Origin of the sequence: Sporosarcina sp. P12(2017), from assembly GCF_002743035.1 — a bacterium.
Lineage (GTDB): Bacteria > Bacillota > Bacilli > Bacillales_A > Planococcaceae > Sporosarcina > Sporosarcina ureae.
On the sequence record NZ_PDYL01000009.1, the window covers coordinates 141,109 to 153,842 of the forward strand.

13 protein-coding genes, 1 rRNA gene and 1 riboswitch are annotated in these 12,734 nt (G+C 43.1%); all 14 genes read right to left on the bottom strand.

All coding sequences use genetic code 11. The features are described from left to right. Positions 1 to 258 precede the first annotated feature (258 nt). Positions 259 to 1,518 carry a phosphoribosylamine--glycine ligase gene (purD, locus tag CSV80_RS09305; protein ID WP_099670615.1) on the bottom strand — a complete coding sequence of 420 codons (1,260 nt, stop codon included), beginning with the start codon at positions 1,516 to 1,518 and terminating at the stop codon, positions 259 to 261. A gap of 21 nt (positions 1,519 to 1,539) precedes the next feature. After that, positions 1,540 to 3,075, bottom strand: coding sequence for a bifunctional phosphoribosylaminoimidazolecarboxamide formyltransferase/IMP cyclohydrolase (gene purH, locus CSV80_RS09310; RefSeq protein ID WP_099670625.1), 1,536 nt, complete (start codon positions 3,073 to 3,075; stop codon positions 1,540 to 1,542). Positions 3,076 to 3,124: 49 nt separating this feature from the next. Then, the gene (purN, locus tag CSV80_RS09315) at positions 3,125 to 3,697 is read right to left on the bottom strand and encodes a phosphoribosylglycinamide formyltransferase (RefSeq protein WP_369802817.1); all 573 of its coding nucleotides are present in this window, start codon (positions 3,695 to 3,697) and stop codon (positions 3,125 to 3,127) included. Further along, positions 3,694 to 4,749, bottom strand: a complete 1,056-nt coding sequence (purM, locus tag CSV80_RS09320) for a phosphoribosylformylglycinamidine cyclo-ligase (protein ID WP_099670617.1) — start codon at positions 4,747 to 4,749, stop codon at positions 3,694 to 3,696. The genes purN and purM overlap by 4 nt, the downstream gene beginning before the upstream one ends. A gap of 11 nt (positions 4,750 to 4,760) precedes the next feature. Further along, the gene (purF, locus tag CSV80_RS09325) at positions 4,761 to 6,185 is read right to left on the bottom strand and encodes an amidophosphoribosyltransferase (protein ID WP_099670618.1); all 1,425 of its coding nucleotides are present in this window, start codon (positions 6,183 to 6,185) and stop codon (positions 4,761 to 4,763) included. Continuing rightward, positions 6,161 to 8,392, bottom strand: coding sequence for a phosphoribosylformylglycinamidine synthase subunit PurL (gene purL, locus CSV80_RS09330; RefSeq protein ID WP_099670619.1), 2,232 nt, complete (start codon positions 8,390 to 8,392; stop codon positions 6,161 to 6,163). Before purL ends, purF begins: the two co-directional genes overlap by 25 nt. Beyond that, positions 8,382 to 9,065, bottom strand: coding sequence for a phosphoribosylformylglycinamidine synthase subunit PurQ (purQ, locus tag CSV80_RS09335; protein WP_029054980.1), 684 nt, complete (start codon positions 9,063 to 9,065; stop codon positions 8,382 to 8,384). Before purQ ends, purL begins: the two co-directional genes overlap by 11 nt. Beyond that, positions 9,062 to 9,316, bottom strand: coding sequence for a phosphoribosylformylglycinamidine synthase subunit PurS (gene purS / locus CSV80_RS09340; protein WP_083033870.1), 255 nt, complete (start codon positions 9,314 to 9,316; stop codon positions 9,062 to 9,064). Before purS ends, purQ begins: the two co-directional genes overlap by 4 nt. Positions 9,317 to 9,353: 37 nt before the next feature. Continuing rightward, entirely contained in the window at positions 9,354 to 10,475 is a 1,122-nt protein-coding gene (gene purK / locus CSV80_RS09345) for a 5-(carboxyamino)imidazole ribonucleotide synthase (protein WP_099670626.1), read from the bottom strand. A gap of 2 nt (positions 10,476 to 10,477) precedes the next feature. Then, positions 10,478 to 10,966: a 5-(carboxyamino)imidazole ribonucleotide mutase gene (purE, locus tag CSV80_RS09350; protein ID WP_099670620.1), complete on the bottom strand. Its 489-nt coding sequence runs from the start codon at positions 10,964 to 10,966 to the stop codon at positions 10,478 to 10,480. Positions 10,967 to 11,126: 160 nt separating this feature from the next. Then, positions 11,127 to 11,227, bottom strand: a riboswitch (purine riboswitch). 127 nt (positions 11,228 to 11,354) lie between these two features. After that, on the bottom strand, positions 11,355 to 11,540 hold the full coding sequence (locus tag CSV80_RS09355; RefSeq protein ID WP_099670621.1) for an NETI motif-containing protein: 186 nt from the start codon (positions 11,538 to 11,540) through the stop codon (positions 11,355 to 11,357). Continuing rightward, positions 11,537 to 12,064, bottom strand: a complete 528-nt coding sequence (locus CSV80_RS09360; protein WP_029054985.1) for a DUF2179 domain-containing protein — start codon at positions 12,062 to 12,064, stop codon at positions 11,537 to 11,539. The genes CSV80_RS09355 and CSV80_RS09360 overlap by 4 nt, the downstream gene beginning before the upstream one ends. Before the next feature lie 53 nt (positions 12,065 to 12,117). Next, positions 12,118 to 12,486: a hypothetical protein gene (locus CSV80_RS17330; protein WP_144034636.1), complete on the bottom strand. Its 369-nt coding sequence runs from the start codon at positions 12,484 to 12,486 to the stop codon at positions 12,118 to 12,120. A 117-nt stretch (positions 12,487 to 12,603) separates the two neighbouring features. Beyond that, positions 12,604 to 12,719 (bottom strand): 5S ribosomal RNA (gene rrf / locus CSV80_RS09365). Positions 12,720 to 12,734 lie beyond the last annotated feature (15 nt).

A 12,734-nucleotide genomic window follows, 5' to 3' on the forward strand; every position in this document is an offset into this window, starting at 1 on the left:
AATGTTGTCCACAAGCGACTTTTTATTAATCCACAAGATACTGAATACTTACACACATTACCAACAACTTACTCACACTTTCTCCACTAACAAACCACAAATTATATAATATGTTGTGGATAACTTGATTTTCCCAAGCTGAATAAATTGTATGCAGCATCTACTACATGTTTACAGACTTCAAACGCCTTCCTATAGTATTAAAAAAGACTGTCTTAGAAGTAATACAACACTTCTAAGACAGTCCCATTTAATTTTTTATTCAAATGTACGCCATCCAATATCCGTACGGTGGAAGAATCCATCCCATGATTGATCAGCAAGGCCATTGTAGACTTTCTCCTGTGCTTCCTTTAACGTAGCTGCTTTCGCTGCAACAAGAAGTACACGCCCACCGTTTCCGACGAAGTGATCATCTTCTAGCTTTGTGCCTGCATGAAAGACGTCAAGTCCTTTATCAGTCAGTACATCAAGGTTTGGGAGTGCACGGCCATTCACTACATCAGAAGGATACCCTTCCGATGCAATGACAACGCCTAACATCGCTTCTTCATACCATTGAAGATCGAATGATTCTCCAGCCATTAGTGCTTCCATGAACTTACCAAAATCCGATTTCATCCGCGGTAAGACAACTTGCGTTTCTGGGTCACCAAAGCGGGCATTGAATTCAATAACTTTTGGACCTTGTTCAGTAAGTATTAAACCAGCATAGAGGATACCTGTAAAAGGAATTCCTTCTTCCGTCATAGCCTCGACAGTAGGTACGACTACGCGATCATATGCTTCTTGCACAATTGCATCCGAAATTTGCGGTACTGGAGAATATGCTCCCATTCCGCCAGTGTTCGGACCGCGATCACCGTCATACGCACGTTTGTGATCTTGTGCAATTACCATTGGGTAGATTTGTCCGTCATGAACGAACGACATATAAGAGAACTCTTCACCATCGAGAAATTCTTCTACCACCACACGTGATGATGATTCACCGAACTTTTGATTGCCGATCATGTCATCTACCGCATCTAACGCTTCCTGTAATTCCATCGCGACGATTACACCTTTTCCAGCTGCTAATCCATCAGCTTTCACAACAATTGGGGCACCTTGTTCGCGGATGAATGACTTTGCTTCTTCAGCATCCGTGAATGTTCCATAAGCCGCTGTTGGAATATCATACTTGTCCATGATTTCCTTGGCGAATGACTTACTGCCTTCGATGCGAGCAGCCGCTTGAGTCGGGCCGAATACTGTTAAACCTTTAGCTAAGAAATAATCAGCAATTCCTTCCGCTAGCGGCTGTTCCGGTCCAACGAACGTCAACGTAACACGCTGTTCGATTGCAAAATTTGCCAAAGCCTCAAAGTCTGTAGCTGCAATGTGCACACATGTTGCATCTTGCTGCATACCGTCGTTGCCAGGCGCGACAAATACTTCTGATACAGAAGGCGCTTGGTTAAACTGTTTGGCTATCGCATGTTCACGACCGCCACTTCCAATTACAAGAACTTTCATGTTGATCTACTCCCTGCACTCTTAGTGTTTAAAATGACGTACACCCGTGAATACCATCGTAATGCCGTATTCATTGGCTTTTTTAATGGAATCTGCATCTTTTACTGAACCACCCGGTTGAATGATTGCCGTAATACCTGCTTTTGCCGCTGCTTCAACTGTATCATCCATAGGGAAGAATGCATCAGATGCAAGAGCTGCTCCTTTTGCACGTTCGCCTGCTTGTGTCAGAGCAATTTTCGCAGCACCTACACGGTTCATCTGACCTGCACCTACACCGATTGTCATATGCTCATCTGTTACGACGATCGCATTGGACTTCACGTGCTTGACAACTGCCCAACCCAGTTTCATCGCATTCCATTCTGCTTCAGTCGGCTCTCGGTCTGTTGCCACTTTGATATCTGCTTCTTCAAAACCATGCGCATCAGGTTGTTGCATCAACAATCCACCTTCAACGGATACCGTGTTCCACTGATCTTTTTTCTGCTGTTCAAATGAAATCGTTAAGAGACGAATGTTTTTCTTCTTCGTTAATGTCTCAAGTGCTTCTTCTGTAAATGAAGGAGCAATGACAATTTCAAGGAATATATCAGCAAGTTGCACGGCTGTTTCCTGGTCCACTTCTTTATTCAACGCAATAATTCCACCAAAAATAGACGTAGAATCCGCTTCATAAGCTTTTTGGAAAGCTTCTGCAATAGTCTCTCCTGTACCTACACCACATGGATTCATGTGCTTAACCGCAACGGCTGCAGGCTCAGTGAATTCCTTTACAATTTGAATCGCTGCATTCGCATCCTGGATATTGTTATAAGATAATTCTTTTCCGTGAAGCTGTTCTGCATAGGCGATCGAGAAATCCGATCCAAGCGGGCGACTATAGAATGCTGCCTGCTGATGAGGATTTTCTCCATAACGCAATGGTTGCTTCAACTCGTATGTATAGGTAACTTGTTCTGGGAATTGTTCGCCTGCAAGATCTGTCAAGTAGCCTGAAATCAATGAATCATAGGCTGCTGTATGACGGAATACTTTAGCTGCTAAACGACGGCGTGTTTCAAGAGTCGTCTTGCCATCCGCTTTCAGTTCGTCGAGTACCGCACCGTAGTCAGCTGCATCCACAATGACAGTTACGTATGTATGATTCTTTGCAGATGCGCGAAGCATTGCTGGTCCACCAATATCAATATTTTCGATCGCATCTTCTGCTGATACGTCTGGTTTAGAAATCGTTTCTTTGAATGGATACAAGTTAACACAGACTACATCGATTGGCTGGATGCCGTGTTCTTCCATTTGCGCTTGATGTCCAGGGTCATCTTGTTTTGCAAGTAATCCACCGTGAATCATCGGATTCAATGTTTTCACGCGGCCTTCCATGATTTCTGGGAATCCTGTTACTTCATCTACAGCCGTTACAGCAATACCATTGTCTTTCAAATGCTTCATTGTACCACCAGTAGATAATAATTCATATCCAAGCTGTTCGAGTTCTTTCGCAAATTCTAGTATTCCACTTTTATCCGATACGCTTAACAATGCGCGTTTTTTCAAAGAAATTCCCTCCAGTTTATAAAAAAAGCCTGTCATCTCAACAGGCTCTTCATTTTTTAAATAAGTTTTGCAATGTTGTGGTATATAATTCATGTTCCACGGCATGGATAGCTAAAGCAGTTCGCTCGGCATCGCCATCAATAACGTCCACTGCACGTTGTGCTAAAATCGGACCTGTATCCATTCCTTCATCTACAAGATGAACTGTAACACCTGTTACTTTAACGCCGGCAGCTACAGCTTGTCCAATCGCATCCTTACCTGGGAATGAAGGCAATAACGATGGATGGATATTGATGATCCGTTCAGGATATGCTTCTAATAAAACAGGACCGATCAATCGCATATAGCCAGCCAATATTAGCCACTCCACTTGTGCTTCTTGTAATGCTTCAAGTACTGCTTGCTCATATGCTTTTTTTGTTTCGAAATCACGAGGACGAATGGCCGCAATTGGTATACCTATTTCGTTTGCCCGTTCATTGACGAAAGCATCCGGTTTATCTGTCACCATTAAAACGATTTCAGCTGGAATGCGCTCCGCTTTACAAGCTTCTGCCAAAGCGGCAAAGTTACTGCCGCTCCCTGAAGCAAATACTGCGATCTTTACTTTATTCATTATGACAATGTCCCGTCATGCTCACCGTTAAATGTTACGCCTTCTTGCTTCGTAACACGTCCGATTACATATGCTTCTTCACCATGTGCTTTAGCGATTTCGATTGCTTGATCAGCTTCTGCTTCCGGTAAGGCTACGACGAACCCAACACCCATATTGAATACGCTATATAAATCACGATCTGTTAATTCGCCTTTTGCTTTCAACATGTGGAATACAGGAAGTACAGGCCAAGCACCTAAATCTACTTCTACTCCAAATCCTTCAGAGAACATACGTGGAAGGTTTTCGAAGAATCCACCACCCGTAATATGACCCATGGAGTGCACATCAAGCTTTTGATGCATTTCAAGTACCGGCTTTGCGTAGATCTTAGTTGGCTTTAACAATGCATCCGCTACTGTACCGAGATTTTCATGGCCTTCAATCGTACCGTTAATATCTGCGCCCAATTGTTCAAATACAATATGGCGTACTAAAGAGAAACCGTTCGAGTGAATACCGCTCGATGCGATTCCAACTAATACGTCACCTTCTTGTACACGCTCGCCTGTAACCAGCTTGCTCTTTTCACAAGCTCCTACAGCAAAGCCAGCCAAATCATATTCATCTTCTTCGTAAAGACCTGGCATTTCAGCCGTTTCTCCACCTATCAAGGCCGCACCCGATTGTACACAACCATCCGCTACACCTTTAACGATTGCTTCCACTTTTTCAGGGACCGCTTTACCTAGTGCAACATAGTCAAGGAAATACAATGGCTCTGCACCTTGTGCCACGATATCATTCACACACATTGCGACACAGTCAATTCCGATCGTGTCATGACGGTCCGCCATGAAAGCCAATTTCAATTTCGTTCCAACACCGTCTGTACCGGAAATGAGTACCGGTTCTTTATATTCGAGCGCAGATAGATCGAACATTCCGCCGAACCCACCAAATGCACCTGCTACCCCTTTTCGGGATGTTCGTGCTACGTGAGACTTCATGCGTTCAACTGACTCATAGCCAGCTTCTATATTAACTCCCGCTTTTTCATATGCCTTCGACATGGAAAGGCCTCCTATCGTACGATTTCTTTTTCGTGCGGCATTGTCGTATCCGAATAAATCTCTGTTGGATACTCACCCGTGAAACAAGCTAAGCATTGTCCGCAGTTTTTCATTTCAGCTGACCGACCATTCGATTCCAGCATTCCATCTATTGATAGGAATGATAGGGAATCTGCGCCGATCTCATCACGCATTTCTTCTATAGTACGACCCGTTGCAAGTAATTCTGAATCTGAACTAATATCTACACCGTAATAACACGGAGCGATCAAAGGTGGTGAAGCAATGACAACATGTATTTCTTTAGCGCCCGCATCGCGAAGCATTGAAACTATTCGTTTAGATGTTGTACCACGAACGATTGAATCATCAACCATAACCACACGCTTACCATCAACGACTTGATGTACAGGTGATAGCTTCATCTTCACACCTTGTTCACGCAGCGCTTGAGATGGTTGAATAAACGTTCGTCCGACATAGCGATTTTTGATTAATCCGAGCTCATACGGAATACCGCTTTGTTCAGAGAATCCAATTGCAGCAGAGATGCTCGAATCTGGAACCCCTGTGACGACATCTGCACTAATCTGTACTTCACGAGCCAATTGTTTACCACAACGTTTACGTGCAGCATGAATATTAATTCCGTCGATATTTGAATCAGGACGGGAAAAGTAGACATATTCCATAGAACACATCGCATTATCTGCCGGTTCTGCAAAACGCTCGGACGATAATCCTTCATCATTGATAATCAGCAATTCACCAGGTTCCACAGAACGAACATGTTCAGCACCGATAATTTCAAATGCACAAGTTTCGGATGCAACAACCCACGCATCACCAATTTTCCCTAAAGATAATGGGCGCATACCGTTTGGATCTTGTGCAACCATCAAACCTTCATCTGTCATTAAAACGAATGCAAATGCACCTTTTAGAATACTAAGTGCCTTTTTCACCCGTTCTCGATGATTACGTGAACCACTGCTACGTTTGATCAAGTGAGCGAGTACTTCAGTATCGGATGTACTTTGGAAGATACTACCTTGACGCTCCAAATGTTCTTTTAAATCTGTCGCATTGATCAGGTTACCGTTATGTGCGATTGCCAAGCTACCAGTTGTTGAACGGAAAACTAGCGGCTGAACATTTTCTATACCACGTCCATCTTTTGTCGTATAGCGAACTTGTCCAATTGCGCCACGTCCTTCAAGTGAATTCAGTTTTTCGCCTGAGAACACTTCATTGACTAGACCTTCACCTTTCACTGCATGGAGACCGTTATCGCCTTTAACGACGATACCGGCTCCCTCCTGTCCACGATGCTGAAGAGCATGCAATGCGTAATAGCTGAGCTGTGCAGCATCGTCATGTCCCCAAATACCAAATACGCCGCACTCTTCGTTTAGTCCTCTGAGTTCAGCAAGCATGCAATAGCCCCTTTCCAAGCAGTTTGGAATTCTTCTACCGTCCCTTCTATTAGGACAGTTCCTTCTGCATCTTTAATGACGATTTCTTCGCCATCTGTCACTGTTCCGATTTTCACTGCATCTTGAACTTTCCCTTCAAACGCAGCTACTTGATCAGCTTGTACCGTAACCAAGAAACGTGACTGTGTTTCACTGAACAACGCAGTGATTGCTGAGCCTTCCACTGTTACATCAGCACCCAAACCTTGTGAACCGAATGTACCTTCACAAAGCGCTACTGCAAATCCACCTTCAGACAAATCATCAGCCGATTGAATCAATCCCGCTTGGATTGCTTCAAGAAGTTGTTGCTGACGAGTTGCTTCTATATCCAAATCGATTGCAGGTGATTTACCGAAGATCTTTCCTTCGATCATTTGTTGCAGTTCACTGCCACCGAATTCTGTTTCTGTTTGACCAATCAAGTAGATCGCATCTCCGGCTTGTTTGAAACCAGGTGTTGTCACTTGACTTAAATCATGAACGATTCCTACCAAACCAATTGTTGGCGTTGGATAGATTGGCACACCGTTTACTTCATTGGAAAGAGATACGTTACCGCCAATGACCGGTGCATTCAGTTTACGACACGCTTCAGAAATACCGTCAGCTGATTTTTCCAACTGCCAGAATACTTCAGGCTTGTCCGGGCTACCAAAGTTCAAGCAGTCAGTCAGCGCGATTGGCTCTGCACCTGAACAGACAAGGTTACGTGCAGCTTCAGCAACGGCAATTTTACCGCCAACTTCCGGATCCAAATAAATGAATCGAGAGTTACAATCCGCTGTCATCGCAATACCTTTATTTGTTCCTCTAACACGGATTACACCTGCTGATGCTCCTGGTGCTAGTACTGTATTCGTTCTTGCACCTGTATCGAATTGATTGTAGACCCACTCTTTTGAAGCAATCGTTGGACGTTGCAATAAATCGAGTAGCGTTTCTTTCAAGTTCGTTACTTGTGGTTCTGTATTTTCAATCGCCTGGTTTTCCGCAAACGATGTAGGTTCTTTTGATTCTTTCTGATAGCTAGGTGCATCTTCAGCTAGTAGATCTGCTGAAACTTCTGCTGCGACTTCGCCTTTATGAAGCAAACGGAGCATTTTATCATCTGTTACATGACCGATAGTTGCTGCAGTAATTCCGTACTTCGTGAATAATGCAATAACTTCTTCTTCACGACCCTTTTTCACAACGATCAACATACGTTCCTGAGATTCAGACAGCATCATTTCATACGCTGTCATATTCTCTTCACGCTGTGGTACAAGATCCAAGTTCAATTCCACACCATAACCAGCTTTTGAAGCCATCTCAGCTGCTGAAGAAGTAAGACCTGCTGCACCCATATCCTGAATACCGATCAACGCATCTGATTGAACTAGCTCTAAGCAAGCTTCCATCAATAGCTTTTCAATGAATGGATCTCCTGCTTGCATTACCGGCAGTTCTTGCTCTTCTTCAATAGATAGTTCGGAAGAAGACATGGTGGCTCCGTGAATTCCATCGCGACCTGTTGTAGCGCCTGCGTATATCACTGTGTTGCCAATACCAGCTGCGACACCTTTTTGAATATCTTCATGATTCAACAAACCGACTGCCATTGCGTTGACCAACGGACGCTTAGAATAGCACTGATCGAACTGAACTTCACCAGCTACTGTTGGAATTCCCATCGCGTTACCGTAACTCGCAATTCCAGCAACTGCTTCTTCAAACAAGAATTTATCACGAGGATCTGTTAAATCTCCGAAACGAAGTGAATTGACTAATGCTACCGGACGCGCACCCATAGAAAATACGTCACGAATGATTCCGCCTGCACCTGTTGCTGCACCAATGAAAGGCTCGATTGCTGATGGTGAGTTATGAGATTCCATTTTAAACACGGCAGCTTGATTATCACCGATGTCTACAATTCCAGCCCCTTCACCTGGCCCTTGTAGTACACGTGCACCTTCGGTAGGAAATCTGCGTAATACAGACTTTGAGCTTTTATACGAACAATGCTCTGACCACATAGCAGAAAACAGACCTGTTTCTACGTAATTCGGAGTACGTCCAAGTTTTTCTACTGCACGCTCATACTCTGCATCTGTCATGCCCATTTGGAGATATAAACGATTTTCTTTGATTTGCTCCGCTGTAGGTTCGTGATTAATTGACATGCTGTTCACCCCGATTGTTCATGATTGATTGGAATAAAGCTGTTCCATCTGTTCCACCGATGATTTCTTCCACTGCACGTTCAGGAAGTGGCATCATACCGAGTACATTACCTTTTTCATTCGTGATCCCTGCGATTGCTTCTGTACTGCCATCTGTATTTTCATTCGCATATGTGAAAACGATTTGATTATTATTTTTAAGTTCTTCTACTGTCTGTTCGTCAGCGTAGTAGTTACCAAATTCGTTAGCTACTGGCAATGTGAGCACTTGACCTTGTGTATATTCTTTGGTGAAAGCTGTGTTATTATTTTCCACTCGTACTGTTTCTCGAGCTGAACGGAATTTCAAACTCTGATTACGTAAGAATCCACCTGGAAGGATACCTGCTTCTACTAAGATATGGAAACCATTACCTACACCCAGAACCAATTTACCTGATTCAGCAAATGCTTGTAACTGTTTACAAGCAGGTGAACTTTTCGCCAATGCACCCGGACGTAAGTAGTTGCCGTATGAAGTGCCTGTCGGTAATAGAACCGCATCGAATTGATCGAGTTGATCGGCTTCTGTATGCCAAACGTATTCAACATCTTGCTTTACTGTTTCCTCAATTGCATGGTACATATCAAGATCACAAGTAAGACCTGGGAATACTAAAACGGCGAACTTCATTTGCTGGCAACCTCCCCGATTTCAAAGCGATAATCTTCAATGACTTTATTAATCAATAGATCGTTACACATTTCATTCACACGTGCTTCGATTGTCTCTTCTGATCCATCAAGCTGTAATTCGATCAGTTTTCCAACTCTTACACTTTTCACTTCTTCATAGCCAATCTTTTGAAGTGCTTCAGTTGTCGCGATGCCTTGTGGATCTACAACACTTTCACGTAGTGTTACATAAATAGTTACTTTCGTCATTGTCGGTTCCTCCCAAAGTGGAAATAATAGTTTTTTATTAGTTATTATCTTGCCATATACCGGACTGCTCAATTTCTTGCAATGTTTCATCAAGATTTTCCGTCATGATCGTGACATGACCCATTTTACGTTTTTCTTTTACTTCTGCTTTGCCGTATAAATGAATGGACCAATCTGGATAATCCGCGATGCGCTCTTGAAGCGGTGCTACATGTTCTCCAAGTACATTCACCATAATGGATGGTGCCCATAACTTCGGCTCACGTAACGGCCAACCACAGACCGCACGGATATGCTGATGGAATTGTGAGATGTTACATGCCTCTATTGAGTAGTGACCAGAGTTATGCGGGCGTGGCGCTAATTCATTAATAATGATTGTACCGTCAGGCAGTACGAACATTTCAACTGCTAGTGTCCCTACTAACTCTAAATGGCTTGCAATTTTCTTTGCTGCATCTTCGGCTTGCTCCAAAACCGCCTCATCTACTCGTGCCGGTACAATTGATTCGTGCAGGATATGATGCTTATGAATATTCTCTGCTATTGGCAGGCAATAGGTTTGTCCTGCTAGATTTCTTTGAATAATAACGGAAATCTCTTTATCAAAAGGAACGAAAGCTTCTGCTATACAAGAAGAGTGTGTAAAAAGATCTTTGGCACTTTCAATTTGCTCTTTCGCTTCAAGCTTCACTTGACCTTTACCGTCATAGCCGCCAAAAGCGGTTTTCACGATACAAGGGAATCCTAGTTCATCAATTTTCTGTACTAACTCTTCATATGTCTCAGCGGTTATGTAAGGCGCAACCGGTACTCCAGCCGCTTGAATCTCAGCCTTTTCATTGATACGATTTTGCGTGATACGGACTAATTCAGCACCTTGGGGTACATAGGCTTTCTTTGTCAGCCGTTTCAATCCTTTATAATCGATATTTTCAAATTCAAATGTAATGACATCACTTACTTGGCTTAATTCATTCAACGCTTCTTCATCATTATACGGTGCAACGATTTCGATATCCGCCAACTGTCCGCAAGGGGAATTTTTTGTTGGATCAAGTACCGCAATCTTGAAACCAGCCTCTTTTGCTGCAAGTCCCATCATCCGCCCCAATTGACCACCACCGATGATACCGATCGTCTGTCCTGGTTTAATCATTTTCAATTCAGTTCACCACTGCTTTCCAACGAGATTTTCTTCATTTCATCGCGTCTTTGCTGCAGTTTATTACGTAATTCTCCATCTTGTACACAGAGCATTTGAGCCGCTAAAAGGCCAGCATTTGTAGCACCCGCTTTACCGATTGACACAGTCGCTACAGGTACGCCTCCTGGCATTTGAACGATGGATAATAGCGAGTCCATGCCATTCAATGCTTTAGATTGCACAGGCACACCAATAACAGGAACTAGCGTTTTTGCTGCAACCATCCCTGGTAGATGGGCGGCTCCGCCTGCTCCTGCGATAATAGCGTGTAATCCTTTTTTTTCTGCTTGTTCCGCATAGTCAAACATAAAATCCGGCGTACGGTGGGCTGACACTACTTTCTTTTCATAAGAAACGCCTAGCTCATCCAATACGTCGCATGCATGCTTCATTGTTTCCCAGTCGCTCTTACTGCCCATAATGACACCAATTTTTGGTTCCAAATCTAATCCGCTCCTTCATGCACAAGATGATTTAATATAAAATAATAAAAAGGTCCTTGAAAACTCCACTTTTCACATGCACAAAAAGCAGAACTTTCAAGGACCCTTACCAAAATGGATACATAGCTAACATAACTTAGCCATTCTCCATGATTATCCAAGAAAAATTGCTTTCCCACATAGTGTAGACATTTACGGTGTCATGGTAGAAACGCCACAGCCAATTCTGCAGCATATACGGGGAACTCATTTACTCTTATTATATTATCAATTATTACATAATCCGTCAACTAAAAGACGAACATTATAATATAAGTCTTTTACAATCATTCGCTTTTAAGTTGACATATGAATGAATAACCATCTGTTCTCTTTCTACTGACAGTTATTAGCTATTTTTGATCCCTTGAAACTGTGTTTGCTGTCTAATCGGAATATACTCTTCTCCAACCTGTTTAAATAGTGGCTTCTCACGCCTGGCAACAACGGTATATCCCAAGCTCTGAATTCTCTCCAAACATTCCTCGAGTGTTTCATTTTCTTCTCTATCAAACCACATCTTTTGTTTACTCATTTAAATAACTTGCCTCTTTTCACACTCTTCACCCAGAATCCACCGTGTATCGACTTAGGCTCATACGATATAATAAATGCTTTCGGATCGAGTTCCGTTATCGTTTTATACAGTTGCACTTCATATTTACGAGGCGTCAGAATCTGCATTGTAGAACGATTACCACTTAATCCATTAGCTGATGAGTCTGTCACACCATAACCTAGTCGGCGCAATTCAGCAGGCATTTCCTTATCGACATCTGCTGTTATCACGTTCACCGTTATATATCCGAGTGCTAAACGTTCTTCAATTTTCGAACCGATAATAACCCCGATACCATACCCAAGTGCATAAGCTATCAAGTTTTGGATTTGATCTAAATTATCCAGCACCAATCCAAGCCCGATGACGTATACTACCGTTTCAATCATACTCACTGTTGCGGCAATATAACGATAGCCTTTGAGTGTCAGGATTATTCGTATTGTCATAAACGTTACATAGACAATATTGATCGTGAAAATAATTAATATCATTACCATTGCACCACTCCTTTAAACAAGTAGGATAATCGTATCGCGCCTTCGTTAAAAACTCAAGGAAAGTCTTTTAAATAGTAGAGTATGGTGAGAGACTGTGAGGGTTGTGAGATGGATAGAGTTATTGACTCAGTTTGTAGAGCGGAGTGTGGGATGTATAGAGCAGCACTGTTTTTCTTAGGGTGATTGAGCGGATAGGCGCGACGCTTGAGCGCTTGCCTGGAGTCGTTGAGCGGATACGCAGGGCGATTGAGCGTTTGTCTTGGGTCATTGAGCGGATAGACGGAGCGATTGAGCGCTTGTCTTAGGTCATTGAGCGGATACGCGGAGCGATTGAGCGCTTGTCTTGGGTCATTGAGCGGAACACGGTAAACATAGAGCACACGACCGAATTTATTGAGCGGATATTGAAAATGCATGAGCATTTACTGATTTTACAGGTTAGGTATTGAAGAATTATATATGATTTCCTTACAACTCATTAAGCAACAGTATTTTATAAAACACAAAAAAGCCATTCCACAAAGGGAATGGCTTCGCGTGCCTAGCAACGTCCTACTCTCACAGGGGGAAACCCCCAACTACCATCGGCGCTGAAGAGCTTAACTTCCGTGTTCGGTATGGGAACGGGTGTGACCTCTTCGCCATCGTTACTAGACTCTTTGAGTAAAGC

What these genes read in the sequence shown, in the direction of transcription:
- CSV80_RS09355 (WP_099670621.1), bottom strand. Translation starts at nt 11,540, where the DNA reads ATGAGTAAACAAAAGATGTGGTTTGATAGAGAAGAAAATGAAACACTC.
- purM (WP_099670617.1), bottom strand. Translation starts at nt 4,749, where the DNA reads ATGTCGAAGGCATATGAAAAAGCGGGAGTTAATATAGAAGCTGGCTAT.
- purQ (WP_029054980.1), bottom strand. Translation starts at nt 9,065, where the DNA reads ATGAAGTTCGCCGTTTTAGTATTCCCAGGTCTTACTTGTGATCTTGAT.
- purD (WP_099670615.1), bottom strand. Translation starts at nt 1,518, where the DNA reads ATGAAAGTTCTTGTAATTGGAAGTGGCGGTCGTGAACATGCGATAGCC.
- CSV80_RS17330 (WP_144034636.1), bottom strand. Translation starts at nt 12,486, where the DNA reads ATGCTCATGCATTTTCAATATCCGCTCAATAAATTCGGTCGTGTGCTC.
- purK (WP_099670626.1), bottom strand. Translation starts at nt 10,475, where the DNA reads ATGATTAAACCAGGACAGACGATCGGTATCATCGGTGGTGGTCAATTG.
- purF (WP_099670618.1), bottom strand. Translation starts at nt 6,185, where the DNA reads ATGCTTGCTGAACTCAGAGGACTAAACGAAGAGTGCGGCGTATTTGGT.
- purL (WP_099670619.1), bottom strand. Translation starts at nt 8,392, where the DNA reads ATGTCAATTAATCACGAACCTACAGCGGAGCAAATCAAAGAAAATCGT.
- CSV80_RS09360 (WP_029054985.1), bottom strand. Translation starts at nt 12,064, where the DNA reads ATGGTAATGATATTAATTATTTTCACGATCAATATTGTCTATGTAACG.
- purS (WP_083033870.1), bottom strand. Translation starts at nt 9,316, where the DNA reads ATGACGAAAGTAACTATTTATGTAACACTACGTGAAAGTGTTGTAGAT.